Genomic DNA, 14,922 nt, shown 5'->3' with positions numbered 1-14,922 from the left:
GGTAATGACTCCAACTTATTGATAGTGTTTTATGTTCAGATAATGCCCGATGACTTTGTCATGCAGCTCCACCGATTTTGAGAACGACAGCGACTTCCGTCCCAGCCGTGCCAGGTGCTGCCTCAGATTCAGGTTATGCCGCTCAATTCGCTGCGTATATCGCTTGCTGATTACGTGCAGCTTTCCCTTCAGGCGGGATTCATACAGCGGCCAGCCATCCGTCATCCATATCACCACGTCAAAGGGTGACAGCAGGCTCATAAGACGCCCCAGCGTCGCCATAGTGCGTTCACCGAATACGTGCGCAACAACCGTCTTCCGGAGCCTGTCATACGCGTAAAACAGCCAGCGCTGGCGCGATTTAGCCCCGACGTATCCCCACTGTTCGTCCATTTCCGCGCAGACGATGACGTCACTGCCCGGCTGTATGCGCGAGGTTACCGACTGCGGCCTGAGTTTTTTAAATGGCGGAAAATCGTGTTGAGGCCAACGCCCATAATGCGGGCGGTTGCCCGGCATCCAACGCCATTCATGGCCATATCAATGATTTTCTGGTGCGTACCGGGTTGAGAAGCGGTGTAAGTGAACTGCAGTTGCCATGTTTTACGGCAGTGAGAGCAGAGATAGCGCTGATGTCCGGCGGTGCTTTTGCCGTTACGCACCACCCCGTCAGTAGCTGAACAGGAGGGACAGCTGATAGAAACAGAAGCCACTGGAGCACCTCAAAAACACCATCATACACTAAATCAGTAAGTTGGCAGCATCACCAGCTTAAGGAGTCGATAAAAATACTTAACGAGCTTTTCGACGGATCGCCGCCGAACGCCGTAGAATAATAGTATGCGAGGATCACAATCGACAGGCTAATAAGCAACAGCATTCCCGCCACAATAACTAACAACGTCTTCAGATTGACCTTACTAACGTCTTTGACGTAGCTCGGTGAAAGCCACACCCACGCCAGGAATATAGGCGATAGCAGGATGACAAACTTCACTTCACCAATGATGCATAACCCGATACCGAGAACAATATGCAGCGCCATGGACTTGAACGTGGTGAGCCCATGCTTATATTCGGAGACTTTTAACAACATAATTAACAGGCAAAACAGGCCCATTGCGGCAGTATTCCCGCCCCCCATTGGGTCACCGCCAAACGTGCCAACCACGGAGTCCCATTTCTCATCTTCGCCGCGCACCGCAACGCGCTGGGGAACGACCAGTAAAACCTGATAAATCATTACCGGAATCTGCGCGTAAAACACCCAATACAGATAGCGCGTTGCGCGGTAAATCTGTGATTCCCTGCAAAAGCCCAGCAGCAAACAGATCATCACCAGCGACAGCGCAATTTCGTTTTTAAATGCCACAATCGCGACGGTGATCCCGCCCTGAATCAGCGTCGATGCTCCAGCCAGCACCAGAAACGAAAAGTACAACGCCAGGACAATCGTCTCCTGGGCATCGAGATGTAAGGAGCCATCACGCGTCTGCATCACCAATAATCCCACCATCAACAGGGTCAGGAAAAAAGGTATCCACAGCACTGACTGCATGCCGGTAAAGTATTGCACCAGGCCACACAGGATCAGCGTGACAAAGGTATAAACCTGTAAATAGTATCCGGTATTCAGCGTCATAGTATCACCGGCTTGTCTTTCAGGAGATTGGCTCGCTTATTCATTTTCAGATAAATGAAGGCGTAGCGAATAAATGTCAGTGAAGAAAACAAGATGACCGACGTTGCATAATCTTTATAAAAATAGGGCGTCACAACAAAAGCGAAGAGTACAATCGCCAGCTGTTCCAGTTGGATACGCAGAAAATAGCGATGGGAACCAAAAATAAGCTCTATCACCGTCAGAGGGCTTATCGCCAGCGCCGGGAATAAATAGGGCAACATGTAGCGTGACGTCTCAATGGAGTTTATCCAGTCTTCGCTAAAGCCGAGGCGCATCACAATCGGATAGAAAATAAAAACCCCAAGGGTACAGATAACCCCTAGTACCAGCAATAGCATACGTACCCTGGTATACTCCTGATAGTTGAAGGTATTATTTCTGAAGTCGATAGACCATTTGGAAAAAATAGTATTGCGCACCGCATTCCCGATGATCACCACCGGCGCCAGGCAAAAGCGGCTAACCACGGAAAAATAACCCGCCGTCAGCGCCGAGAACCAAAAATTAATCAGCATAATAGGCAAATTGCTGCTGGCCATCGCCAGCACTTCCGCGCTGCCCACTTTGGTAATGTGATGAATATTCTGTTTGAAAAAATGCCAATTACTGGCGGGTCGCAGATGTCTGGCCGCCACCGAACGAATATCAAACGAATGCAAAATACAGCTTATAGTCAGCACCATCGTCGCGCAGGCCCACGACCAATAAAACAGCTGTACATGGTGCGTAAGAAGGACGGAAAGTACAACGACCACAGAAACAGAAATGCGCTGGAAGATCAGAAAACGAAAGTTAGCCGTGCGTAGCGACAGGTTTTCCGAGATTAAAACCCACGCCGTTGCCAGCGTCAGTAAATAGAGGAACAGAATGTTTTGGTGAAACAGCCACGCGGTCAGCACAGCGTACGGTAAGGCAATGATCGTGCTTTGGATCAGGCAAAACACAACATTCTGCACCAGTTCGTCATCCTGCTGTTTAGGAATTAACAGCTGTGATGCAAAGGTACACACCTGAGCGCCCACCACGGCGATGCTGTAGTTGAGCGCATAAAGCCCCACTTCAGCCATATCGTACTTGTGTGAAATCAACCAAATAGACAGTGCACCAATCAACTGCGAGATGACTGATGAACCGGCTATTGTGGAAGCGCTCTTCAGTAGACTCATACGCGGCCTGGCGTTGCCATCAGTTGATCGGTACTGAAGTTCAGTGAACGCAGACCCTCTTGCGTCTCAAGATCCTTTTCTTCAACAGCATTGAGCACCGCACCAATCACCACGCCGTTATTTTCCTCGATCTTATCCAGCGCGTTGGCGATTAGTCCCGCGGACCCCGCCCCGGCTTTCACAATGAAAACAACGCCATCGACGGCACGTTTGATCAGTTGAACATCCTGGCTCTGATTCACGGCAGCAACATCAATAATGATGCGCTGATAATGCGATTTCAACTCGCGCATTAAGAGTTCAACATGCTCCGACGACAGCATCAGTAAAGATGAGATGGTGTTCTTGCCGTGTGGAATAAAGTCGAGGTTATCACTGAGTTTGATCCTCGCCTGTTCAAGCTCTGTCTCCCCGCGCAGCAGTTCCGCTAAGCCTGCGGATGTAGCTGACGCCAGCTCGGATGTGAGCCCACCAGTGTTAAAGAAATCTGCATCAATAAGCAGTGTTTTCTGGTCGAAACTAAAAGAGTTCGCTAACAGATTCGCCAACAAAGAACGCCCATCGCCGTGCTCCGTCGACGCCACGGCGAGCGTCTGTAAAGGTCGATTATCCAGCATAATCCGGGTACGGATACCGTGCACAATATCGGCATTAAGCGGGTTCTTCATGATCATGTCCCGCACCTGTGCGCGCCCTGAGGTTCCGCTAAAACGACGAATTTCACCCAACGGAACAACATTGAGCCGTTTTTTCATGCGACTAAGGGTACCGATTGAGTTATCCATTGCCGCTTTGACAATGAAATACATGATGCTGAACACCACCACCAGCATGACCACCATCAGCAACAATAAAGATTTATTCGGTTTCGCCGGTTTTAACGCGGGTACCGCAGGGTCGTATAACACCGCATCGGCATTCACGCCGGACAGCGACAGCTCCTGAGTACGTTGATAAAGCGATTTATACAGGTCTTCCATTTTATCTAACGACAGCTTTTGACTGTTCCAGGCATCCCGTTTTGACGCCATTTTCTGGAAGATCTCTTTCTGCTCAATCACTTGCTGTTGATAGTTTTTTTCGTCCGCCAGCGCCGCCAGATATTGCTGACGTAAACCGACTTTCAGCTCGCCCAACACTCGTCCGGTCTGGCTTTGGATCGACTGAACATCGGCCTCGGCTTTTAAAATAGCGGGATTTTTTGGCCCATAGACTTTACGCTGTTCGGACAACGTTCGTTGCGCCTGAATCAACGCAATGCGCAAATCCTGGATCTGAGCGTGGTTAGAGACCGAAGGCAGCGAGATAACGCTCTCAATGGACTTACCTCCCCCGTTCACCTCGTTATAGACGGATTCAGCGGCAACCCGACGCTGGGTCGCATCGGCCAGGCGATTAGTTACGATACTTAACTGCTCGGTTTCAAAACCATCGATACCGCGGAAGGTCAGCAGCCCGGCATTTTTCAGATAGCTGTCCATCTCGTCTTTTTGCTTAGCTATCGACTTCTGAATCTCTTCCATTTTTTCAAAATTCAGTTCGCGAGCTTTCTCCACCTTCAGACGTTTCTGCTCCACCGTGTAGTTGATGAAAGCCTGCGCGACGCCATTCGCAATGTCAGCCGCTACCTGTGGGGACGTTGATTCATAGGTAATAGACGCCAGGTTCGTCGTACGAATACCAATGACATTCAGATTTTTCGCCAGCGTTTTCAGCGCTTGCTCCATTCTCAGTTGCCGACTTTCATTGCTATCAGCCCCCTGAGCACCGGCTTTTTCCCCGGTAAACTCCGGGTTTTCATCCAGCTTCATATCACGTACGGCTTGCTCCAGCACAATACGTGAATGCATCAACGCATATTGTGTTTCGTAGTAACCACTGCGTGTTGAATCGAAACCATCAACCTGTGGAAACGGAGAAACGTTATCAGCCTGCGCCTTAATCAGCACCGTCGCCGTTGAAACATACTTTGAGGACATCATGCTGATTAACGGATACGCGACGACCCCGGCAACGATACCGGCCAGCGCGATTTTCCAGGCGTTCTTTTTCAGCTCTTTGGCAAAGCGGGAGAATTCGACACTGCTTTCTCGTTTTTTGCCGTTTTCCACTATTGATAGTTTCATCGTCAGAAGAACCCCATGCCAATAATCACGACATCCCCAGGATGAACAGAGTGCGTTAAATCGACATTCTCAAGCAGCTGATTGCTCCCTGACAGGCGAATGTTGATATCTTTTCGGTCAGCACGATCTGTAAATCCACCCGCCTGCGCAATAGATTTCTCGACGGTAAGCCCTGGCTCATAAGCGAAGCCATTTGGACTTTTTACCTCACCTGAAACATAGTATTTGCGGAACTCGGCAATACTCACCGTCACCATTGGAGATGTAAAATAATCTCCGGTCAGGCGTTGAGTTAATTCTTTAGTCACTTGATCAACGGTTTTATCTTGTAATTTAAGAGCACCAACAAACGGGAAATTAATTTCCCCGCTCTTATCCAAAATAAACCGCATCGTCATATCGGGTTGACCATGAACAGCGATATTGACCGTATCCCCCGCCCCAAGTCGGTAATCCTGCTGAACAGTAGCAGGATCGTCCATTAATCGCGGGCTGGACGCTGTGCATCCGACCAACAGGATACTGAATAGCAAAACCGCGCACAGTTCTATTATTTTCATTTTAGATCTGAACCTTAGCTTTAAGCATAATCATAGAATTATCATAACCCAACGTTCTAATGACTTCCTGATTGTCGTTGGGACCGATATAAAACGAGTCAGTATCCTTATTCGAATTTAATGTATCTATCTGATATTTAATCTCAAAATTAACCGACGGTGTGTAGTCATAGCTCATGGTGACGCTAAACACGCCATCTTTATCATGCCGATCCTTGTTCTGTTTTTTATAGTCTTCCGAAGTGAATGAGTAGTCCAATAAAGTAGAAAAACGAGTACCTAACCAGAAATGCTGGTAAGAAAGGCCATACTGGGTCACTAAAATATATCCCCCAACTTCCGATGGGTCTTTAATGCTTTGCGCAGAGTGGGCCGTGAAAACAGACTGCTGTAACGGCTTCCACTCCGCTTTTATGTCCCAGTTTAGACCATTAAAATCATGCGAGTTTGCGTTGTTTTCAAATGTTTTATAAAGCCATGAAATATTCATGTCGACATTGGTTTTCCCCGTCAACTGCGACTTCAGGCCATACAGCAAATAATACTCATTAGTGTCTTTTTCTGAGTTGTTATCATAACGACGCTGGTTAGTAATAAAGCTATAGCGAAAGCGCGTTCTGGATGAGTATTGGTCAAAAACTTCCGCTATCAGGCTATTTTCATGCCATTCCTGTTCCTGAATATAATTGTAGAAGTCTTCACTACTGTCCTGAACATCAGAAGTGTTACCGAAAGTCAGTTTTTTGTATAACAACGCCAGTTCCGCTTTGCCGCGACCATCAGGCGCACCGTAGCTATAGCGCAATTCACTATTGATAAAATTCGTCGTCAGCGGAGATTTAATCCCATACTGTTCAAACTGGCTCGGTAAAAAACCCTCAGTGATACCACGGCCGCGGGATTCATGCCCAAGCGAATCCTCCAGATTGAGGGTTAAGCCATGCTTGAGCCCATACCGCCAGGCACCGTTAAAACGGAAAAAATGATCGTTGTAGTTATCAGCAGAATCGCTTGAGTAGTTACGATAATCCCCGGAGTACATCAGCAAATACTTATCCTGACCACGCTCTCCAATCATACTCAGAACGGGCGCCGCACTCTGAAACGAGGAACCGATAGCATCACTGCTATGTGGCTGATAAGACACGTTATCATTATAACCGTAGTCCACAGCGACCTTGCCCTGGAAGTCTATCCCCGCAAAGCCAATGTGTGATTTCGGTGTTAAATCAGCCCATGCGGACTGCGATATCACGATTCCGGTAATAACGAGTAATTTAGTATGCATTCTTACCGACAAATCCTTTGAAAATAGTTTTAATAATAATTTTTATATCCAGCCATAACGACCAGTTTTGAATGTACTCAATATCGTACTGAACCCTTTTTTCCATCTTATAAAGCGCATCGATCTCCCCGCGGAATCCGTTGATCTGCGCAAGCCCAGTGATCCCTGGCTTAACTTTATGGCGAATCATGTAATTTTCGACCTGTTTGCGGTACTGCTCATTATGCGTAACCGCATGAGGTCTGGGACCGACAATCGACATACTTCCCTGCAAAACATTAATAAATTGCGGAAGTTCATCCAGCGAAGTGCGGCGCAAAAAGCTCCCGAATTTGGTTACCCGCGGATCGTTTTTAGTGGCCTGAATAACCGTATCGGAATTCTCCATGACGCGCATAGAACGAAACTTCCAGACCTTAATTTTTTGCCCACTCAAGCCATAGCGGTCCTGTTTGAAAAAAACCGGCCCACGGGACGTGAGTTTGATACCAATGGCAATCGCCAGCATCAGGGAGGAAATCATCACCATAATGATGCTGCCAAGAACCAAATCTTCCGCCCGCTTAATAAACGAGCCCGCCCCTTCGAACGGTGAACTGAAAATACCGATAGTTTGCAGATTGTGGATGGAGCGTAACTTGGACATGTTGTTACTGTAGGTATAAAAGTCAGGGACAATATAGGTATCTACGGTGGTGTCTGACATCATGGCCAAAAAGTGACGAATGCGATGTAAAGCAACCATCGGTAAAGCAATATAGATTTCGTCTATGTTTCCCTTCTTGGCTTCCTCGACCAGATTGATCACCGGACCACGAAAGGGGCTTTTAACCTTATCAACGACATCGCCACAGCGAGATAAGGCGCGCTCATCATAAAAGGCCAGATCTAATGTGATATTGGCGTATTCATTCATTAGCGCGGTTTCTGCGGCCAGACCATTGTCGGTCAGACCAATAATCGCCACGCGTATACTCTTTTTCGTTGAATACTTAAAAATAAAAAAACGAATGTAGTAAAGAAAAGGTAATGGAATGAAGTACCAGTAAATAATAGCTGAATAAAAAGGGGAAGGCAGTCTGTCTAAGTAGCCCAGTGACTCAGGTTCAGCCACCGTCATACTGACCAGTTCGTTAAAAAAAATCGCCAGCAGCGTACAAAAAACCAAGCGCTTTTGATTACGTAAACCGATCGTCTTAATCTTTTGCTGGTACATTTTAATGTATTCAGCAAACAGCAAGAAAAAGATTGAGAAGAGAAGACTCAAAATGGCAATGGTGTTAAAGGGCACCAAACCCAGCAGATGGGCGCTAAAAATTAACGTCACATTGATAACAATGAAATCGACCAGTTTTAAAAAGACTGGATATCCTTGGCTGCTAATCTTTAGCGATTTTTTAAGCATATCTCAGCCCATTATTTATTGATCTTTAATTGTTTTTTTCTCATTTCATGTTGCTAATTATATCACAAGTCTAAAAAACGCAATGGTACATTGTCAGTAAATGTAAAAAATAATACTCATTACTGTGACAACACTCCCCAGTGAAATCGTATCTATATGATTTTAGTGCAGATGACATCAATAGAAGTTTTATCTACCTCAGCAAAAAAGATAACCTTTAACAACATTTTTGCTATTGACAGATAACATCTCATGGTCTATGAAAAAGTGTTTTATGTATGATAAATTGCACAAAAGTATTGTTTCAGTGACGTTGAATCACCTTAGAGTTGCTGTTTAATACCGTAATTAAAATAAAAAACAGCTGCCTTACGACAACATTTCAAATGATATTAATAATACAATTAATTACTTTTTATTATAATTAAACAACAAATATCATCGCCATGAATACCTCATACGGTAACGCTTAAAAAGCGTACCCGAACCCTCAGCCCACCTAATGTCTCACTACGCGTTAGCTGAGGATGCGTGCGATGCAGACGAGCAATATCATTGACCAGCGCCAGGCCGATCCCGGCGCCTGGGACATTGCCTACGTTATCAAGACGATGAAACGGTAGCAGGGCCTGATGAACCATCTGCTCATCTATGCCCGGCCCGCTATCTTCGACCACCAGCACCACGGCCTCTCCTTCTCGTTGCAGTCGGGCGGTCACCATCCCCTGCGACGGCGTGTATTTCAGTGCGTTATCCAGCAGATTCCCACACAGCTCGCCGAGCAGCACTTCATCTCCCTCGACCCACACCGCGTCCTGTTCCCCTTCATAGCCCAGATCGATCCCTTTACTACGCGACTGCGCCAGTCGGGTAAAACAGCTGGTTTGCACCACCTCATACAGATTAACCGGCGAGAAATGCCTTTCCCCCTGCTCCTTGCGCTTCACCGCAGACAGCTGCAACAGTCTCTCCGTCAGTTGAATGGTATTATCGAGCGTGCTACTCATGGCTTGTAAACTCTCATACCATTGCCGCGGTTCGGCGCTGGCGAGAGCCACCGATGCCTGAGTTTTCAGTACCGCCAACGGCGTTTTGAGCTGATGGGAAGCATCCGCGCTGAAGCGCTCCTGGCGAGAGATCAGACCGCGAAGTCGGTCCAGATAACGGTTGAATGCCACAATCAGCAGACGGGTTTCCGACCATGGCAGCAGCTCCGGCAGCGGCGTCAGCAGGCCTGGCTCACGACGCACCATCAGCGATGACAGCTGGCGCATCGGGCGTAGCACCCGGCGCAGCAGCCAGCCAACCAGCACCAGAGTCAGTAGCACCAGCAGCCCTTGCGAAACCCACGAGGAAAACAGCAGCTGTCGCGCCAGATAACGCCGCGATTGCAGCGTTTCGGCAACATAAATCTCCGCCATGCCGACAATGCCGCCTTCGTTGACGGGCTGCAGCAGACGTGCCACGCGGATTGCCTCACCGCGATATTCGGTGTGATAAAACCATGCCAGCGCCGGGTAAAGACGCGTGCGCGAGGTGGCAGGCGGCATCGCCGGTAAATCGTCATAACCCGAGATAACCTTCCCCGCCGGATCAACCACTTTGTAATACAGTCGGTCGTTCATATTCAGTTCAAAGCTGTCCAGCACCACCCATGGCACGTTCACTTCCAGCTGTTTATTGCGCACCACCAGCCGCTCGGAGACGGTCCTGGCGGATGAGAGTAGTGTCCGGTCATACGCCTGGGTCGCCGCCTGTAGCGCACTGACATAGCTGTTGAATGCCGACAGGCCCCACAGCAACATTAGCGGCAGGCCCAGAAACATCAGCAGTTGCAGGTACAACGATTGGGGTTTAACCCACTTCATCGCTACGCTCCAGCACATAGCCCAGACCACGCAGCGTAGCAATACGCACATCGCTTCCCTGTAGCTTTTTACGTAAGCGATGGATATACAGCTCAATGCTTTCGGGACTAACCTCATCACTCAGGCTGAAGACCTGCTCAAACAACTGCTGACGTGAAACCGGCCGCAACCGACGGTACATCAGCACCGTCAACAGCGCCTGTTCACGTGGCGTGAGCGCCAACGGCTGCCCCTGCAACAGAAAATAGCCTTCATCGTGAAACGCCAGCTCCCCCAGTTGCTGTATGCCTTGCACCTGTCCCGCACTGCGACGCAGCAAGGCCCGCAGCCGGGCATCCAGTTCTTCGATTTCAAACGGCTTTGCCAGATAATCATCGGCTCCGACGTTCAACCCTTTCACCCTATCGGCCACCGCGCTACGCGCCGTCAGCAGCAGGACAGGAAGCGTCTGCCCGCGTTTGCGCAGCCGCTGAACGACTTCCAGGCCATCCAGACCGGGCATATTGATGTCCAGCACCGCCAGCGCATACGTTTCGCTATGTAAAAGATGGTCGGCTGCCAGGCCATCAAACACGCAGTCAACGGCAAAACCGTTTTGCACCAGCGCTTTCTCCAGCCAGTGAGCTAACTCACGGTTATCTTCCGCTAATAAGAGACGCATATCACATCCTGTAAAGTTTCTGCCGCATTGAAAGGGAATTGAAAGGTTAATGTTTTAACAATCACGCAACCGAACTGCTACACATCGGCTCACATAATCACAAAAATCTTCTTCCGTACCTGAAAATCCGGTTTTCCGGTGTGAGGATAAACAATGAAAAAACAGTTATTTCGTACCCTTACTGCAAGCATTTTACTGATGAGTACCTCTGTACTGGCGGAACAAGCGCCGTCGCGCACTGAATGTATCGCCCCTGCTAAACCCGGCGGTGGTTTCGATCTCACCTGTAAGCTGATTCAGGTGAGTTTGATGGAAACCGGCGCTATCGAAAAACCGATGCGCGTGACCTACATGCCCGGCGGCGTTGGCGCTGTGGCCTATAACGCGATTGTTGCCCAACGCCCGGCTGAAGCAGGCACCGTGGTGGCCTTCTCCGGCGGCTCCTTGCTGAATCTGTCACAGGGCAAGTTTGGTCGCTACGGCGTGGATGATGTCCGCTGGCTGGCCAGTGTGGGTACCGATTACGGCATGATTGCCGTACGTCAGGACGCGCCATGGAAGACGCTGAAAGATCTGCTGACAGCCATGGAAAAAGATCCCAACAGTGTGGTCATTGGTGCTGGCGCCTCTATCGGTAGCCAGGACTGGATGAAGTCGGCGCTGCTGGCGCAAAAAGCCAATGTCGATCCACACAAGATGCGCTACGTGGCCTTTGAAGGCGGTGGCGAACCGGTTACCGCATTGATGGGAAATCACGTACAGGTGGTTTCCGGCGATCTCAGTGAGATGGTGCCTTACCTCAGCGGCGACAAAATCCGCGTGCTCGCAGTGTTCTCTGATGAACGCCTGCCGGGCCAGTTAGCCAACGTACCAACCGCTAAAGAGCAGGGTTATGACCTCGTGTGGCCTATCATTCGTGGCTTCTACGTTGGACCAAAAGTCAGCGATGCCGAATACCAGTGGTGGGTTGATGCCTTTAACAAACTCCAGCAGACCGATGAGTTTAAAAAGCAGCGCGATCTGCGCGGTCTGTTTGAGTTCAACATGAGCGGTAAACAGCTCGACGACTACGTGAAAAAGCAGGTCACGGATTATCGTGAGCAGGCGAAAGCCTTCGGTCTGGCGAAGTAAACGCAGAGGCAAAGATGATGAGCGATCGTATTTTCGCAGGTATCTGGCTGTTGCTCTGCATAGCCGGGCTGTTCGTGGCCTGGCAAATCAGCAGCGAATACAGCTATGAACCCGTAGGGCCGCGTCCCTTCCCGCTTGGCATTATCAGTCTGATGCTGGTCTGCGCCGTGGCGCTGCTGTTGCGCCATCCGGACACCATCAGTTGGCCCCGTCGCCACGTGCTGCAAAAGCTGCTGACGATGGTGATTGTTCTGTTGATGTACGCCTGGGGTTTTGAGTGGCTCGGTTTTCCCATCGCCACCGCCATTCTCACCGTGGTGATTGGCATGCTGTTCGGCGCAACCATCCCGGCTGCAGGAATTTCCGGCGCGGTGCTAGGCATTCTGCTGTGGTATGCCTTTGACAGACTGCTTGACGTCACCTTACCACTCGGCGCCTGGCTGGGTTAACGGAGAAACGATGGATACCTGGATTTATCTTTCTCAGGGTTTCGCGGTGGCAATGACGCCGGAAAACCTGGTCATCGCCTTGATAGGCTGTTTTGTCGGCACCATTGTGGGTTTGTTGCCTGGCCTTGGGCCGATCAACGGCGTGGCGATTCTGCTGCCGTTGGCCTTTGCGCTGCATCTGCCCGCAGAATCCGCGCTGATCCTGCTGGCTACGGTCTACATTGGCTGTGAATATGGCGGGCGCATCTCCTCCATCCTGCTGAATGTTCCTGGCGATGCGGCGGCGATTATGACCGCGCTGGATGGTTACCCGATGGCGCAGCAAGGACGCGGCGGCGTGGCGCTCTCTATCTCGGCGGTCAGCTCTTTCTTTGGTTCGCTTATCGCCATCGGGGGCATCATTCTGTTTGCCCCGGCGTTAGCCCAATGGTCGCTGGCCTTCGGTCCGGCGGAATACTTTGCCTTAATGGTTTTCGCCATTGCCTGTCTCGGCAGCATGATGGCGCAAAATCCGCTGAAATCATTTCTGGCAGCGCTTATCGGTCTCGGACTTGCGACCGTCGGCGTAGACGCCAACACCGGGGTTTATCGCTTTACTTTTGACAGTGTCCATCTCTCTGACGGTGTGCAGTTTATCGTGGTGGTGATTGGGCTGTTCTCTGTCTCTGAAATATTGTTAATGCTGGAACATACCAGCAGTGGCCAGACGCTGGTGCGTAAAACGGGCCGCATGTTGTTCAACGCCAAAGAAGGTGCACAGTGCGTAGGGGCCACCCTGCGTTCATCAGTGATTGGCTTTTTCGTCGGCGTTCTGCCTGGCGCTGGCGCCACCATTGCCAGTGCCATCACCTACATGACCGAGAAAAAGCTCAGCGGCAACAGCGACAGCTTTGGCAAGGGGGATATTCGTGGCGTAGCGGCGCCAGAAGCCGCCAATAACGCCTCGGCCTGCGGCTCTTTTATTCCGATGCTGACGCTCGGCGTGCCGGGCTCCGGTACCACGGCGGTGATGATGGGCGCGCTGACGCTGTACAACATCACCCCGGGGCCAGCCATGTTTACCGAGCAGCCGGATATCGTTTGGGGGCTGATTGCGGCGCTGCTAATTGCTAACGTAATGCTGCTGGTGATGAACATTCCGCTGATCGGTCTGTTTACCCGCATGCTGACCATCCCGCTGTGGTTTTTGGTACCGGCTATCGCGGCAGTTTCCGCGGTTGGCGTGTACGCCGTTCACAGCACCACCTTCGATTTGGTATTGATGGTCGCCCTCGGCGTGCTGGGCTACATCCTGCGTAAAATGCACTTCCCAATGTCGCCATTGATTCTGGGCTTCGTTCTCGGGGAAATGCTGGAGCAGAACCTGCGCCGGGCGTTGTCTATCAGTAACGGCAGTATGGATATTCTGTGGGCCAGCGGCGTGGCGAAAGTGCTGCTGGTGATGGCGGTACTGGTTATCGTGGTCCCGCCGGTGCTGCGCATGATCCGTAAACGCAACAGCAAACCGCAGGTGGATATCGGTTAATAATATGCCGGATGGCGGCGCTATTGCGCCCTATCCGGCCTACAATTTGGCTCGGTTGTAGGCCGGATAAGTGCAACGCCATCCGGCATTTTTATTTTCCGCGCAGCCCCTGCGTTCCTTCCAGCACATGTTCAACAAACCGTGTCAGCTTAGGCAAAGGACGCAAATCCTGTCGCCACAGCAAATGAATTGGCCGCGGCTGCGGCGTAAACCCTTCCAGGATCCGAATCAATTTCCCCGTAGCCAGTTCTTGCGCCAGCAGCACCTCAGGTTGTAATAACAGCCCAGCCCCCGCTACTGCCGCCATACGCAGGCCATGACCATCGTTACAGCGCAGGATCGCATCGCGCTTCCATCTGATCTCCCCCGTCACGCCAGGCAGTATCCACTCGTTGCGAGCCGTCCACACGGTATGGGACAGGCACAGATGATCCACCAGATCCGCGGGCGTCCGGGGGGTGCCATGACGAGCAAGATAATCTGGCGAAGCACAAATTGCCATACGGTAGGGACACAGGTATTTCGCCACCACGTCAGTCTGATGGATATCGCCAATGCGGATCGCCAGATCGACACCTTCATTCACCAGATCAACCATCCGGTTGGTGAGATCCAGTTCAATACGCACCTCTGGCCAGGTCTGTAAAAACGCAGCGGCCAGCGGCGAGATCACGCAAGCGCCAAAAGAAGTGGGCGCGCTAATGCGCAGCGTCCCCGCAGGTGCCAGCCGCAGACGCTCTACCGAACGTTCGGCTATCGATACCTGCTCCAGCACGCGACGGGCTTCTTCAAAATAGACGCGTCCGGCATCGGTCAGACTCTGGCGGCGCGTATTGCGCTCCAGCAAACGCGTGCCGAGCTGCGCTTCCAGTTGGGTGATATATTTTCCCACCATCACCGCAGACATCTCGAGCCTCGTCGCCGCAGAAGTAAAGCTCCCACTCTCCACCACGGCGACAAACGTTTCCATGCCGCGCAGTTTATCCATATTACAAACCCCTGGTTAGTAATCATCTAACTTTTAGCCAGTTTATCTGATTTCATTTTCATTAAAGAATA

The 14,922-nt window shown here is 50.5% G+C and carries 12 protein-coding genes and 1 pseudogene; 3 read left to right on the top strand and 10 right to left on the bottom strand.

What is annotated here, in order from left to right; translation table 11 throughout:
* Nucleotides 1-15 precede the first annotated feature (15 nt).
* The 9 genes and pseudogenes from OGY67_RS21665 to tctD all read right to left on the bottom strand — a co-directional run bounded on the left by OGY67_RS21665 (nt 16) and on the right by tctD (nt 10,758).
* A protein-coding gene (locus OGY67_RS21665; protein ID WP_095033700.1) for an IS1-like element IS1B family transposase occupies nt 16-713 on the bottom strand; the annotation gives its coding sequence in 2 pieces (ribosomal slippage) (nt 16-464 and nt 464-713; 699 coding nt in all).
* Nucleotides 714-766: 53 nt separating this feature from the next.
* Nucleotides 767-1,642 (bottom strand): annotated as a pseudogene (locus OGY67_RS21660) (capsular biosynthesis protein); the annotation flags it as partial.
* Entirely contained in the window at nt 1,639-2,850 is a 1,212-nt protein-coding gene (locus OGY67_RS21655) for a lipopolysaccharide biosynthesis protein (RefSeq protein ID WP_149608164.1), read from the bottom strand. The pseudogene OGY67_RS21660 and the gene OGY67_RS21655, both read right to left, overlap by 4 nt.
* Complete coding sequence (locus tag OGY67_RS21650; protein WP_191226876.1) at nt 2,847-4,976, bottom strand: GumC family protein; 2,130 nt, start codon at nt 4,974-4,976, stop codon at nt 2,847-2,849. Before OGY67_RS21650 ends, OGY67_RS21655 begins: the two co-directional genes overlap by 4 nt.
* Before the next feature lie 2 nt (nt 4,977-4,978).
* On the bottom strand, nt 4,979-5,536 hold the full coding sequence (locus OGY67_RS21645; protein WP_003826038.1) for a polysaccharide biosynthesis/export family protein: 558 nt from the start codon (nt 5,534-5,536) through the stop codon (nt 4,979-4,981).
* Nucleotide 5,537: 1 nt separating this feature from the next.
* Nucleotides 5,538-6,824 (bottom strand): outer membrane beta-barrel protein, encoded by a 1,287-nt coding sequence (locus OGY67_RS21640; RefSeq protein WP_079934237.1) that lies wholly within the window; start codon nt 6,822-6,824, stop codon nt 5,538-5,540.
* On the bottom strand, nt 6,814-8,229 hold the full coding sequence (locus OGY67_RS21635; RefSeq protein ID WP_008785590.1) for an undecaprenyl-phosphate glucose phosphotransferase: 1,416 nt from the start codon (nt 8,227-8,229) through the stop codon (nt 6,814-6,816). Before OGY67_RS21635 ends, OGY67_RS21640 begins: the two co-directional genes overlap by 11 nt.
* Before the next feature lie 455 nt (nt 8,230-8,684).
* Complete coding sequence (locus tag OGY67_RS21630) at nt 8,685-10,097, bottom strand: sensor histidine kinase (RefSeq protein ID WP_032944678.1); 1,413 nt, start codon at nt 10,095-10,097, stop codon at nt 8,685-8,687.
* On the bottom strand, nt 10,084-10,758 hold the full coding sequence (gene tctD / locus OGY67_RS21625; protein WP_003826032.1) for a transcriptional regulator TctD: 675 nt from the start codon (nt 10,756-10,758) through the stop codon (nt 10,084-10,086). The genes OGY67_RS21630 and tctD overlap by 14 nt, the downstream gene beginning before the upstream one ends.
* Nucleotides 10,759-10,911: 153 nt before the next feature.
* On the opposite strand from tctD, the gene OGY67_RS21620 reads away from it, so the two are divergent.
* From OGY67_RS21620 to OGY67_RS21610, 3 genes are read left to right on the top strand one after another with little or no spacing between them, the layout of a single operon-like run.
* Complete coding sequence (locus tag OGY67_RS21620; RefSeq protein WP_008785593.1) at nt 10,912-11,889, top strand: Bug family tripartite tricarboxylate transporter substrate binding protein; 978 nt, start codon at nt 10,912-10,914, stop codon at nt 11,887-11,889.
* 14 nt (nt 11,890-11,903) lie between these two features.
* The gene (locus OGY67_RS21615; protein ID WP_008321484.1) at nt 11,904-12,338 is read left to right on the top strand and encodes a tripartite tricarboxylate transporter TctB family protein; all 435 of its coding nucleotides are present in this window, start codon (nt 11,904-11,906) and stop codon (nt 12,336-12,338) included.
* A 10-nt stretch (nt 12,339-12,348) separates the two neighbouring features.
* A complete protein-coding gene (locus OGY67_RS21610; RefSeq protein ID WP_003826025.1) occupies nt 12,349-13,863 on the top strand; it encodes a tripartite tricarboxylate transporter permease in 1,515 nt (504 codons plus the stop codon).
* Nucleotides 13,864-13,954: 91 nt separating this feature from the next.
* Here OGY67_RS21610 and OGY67_RS21605 read toward each other — a convergent pair whose 3' ends face one another.
* Nucleotides 13,955-14,851, bottom strand: a complete 897-nt coding sequence (locus OGY67_RS21605) for a LysR substrate-binding domain-containing protein (protein ID WP_286574486.1) — start codon at nt 14,849-14,851, stop codon at nt 13,955-13,957.
* Nucleotides 14,852-14,922: the final 71 nt, after the last annotated feature.

The sequence above is a fragment of the Citrobacter sp. Cpo015 genome, assembly GCF_030333035.1.
In the GTDB taxonomy this organism is placed as follows: domain Bacteria; phylum Pseudomonadota; class Gammaproteobacteria; order Enterobacterales; family Enterobacteriaceae; genus Citrobacter; species Citrobacter portucalensis.
The sequence above is the reverse complement of the archived record's forward strand: the minus strand, read 5'-3'. Positions and strand labels throughout refer to the sequence as shown.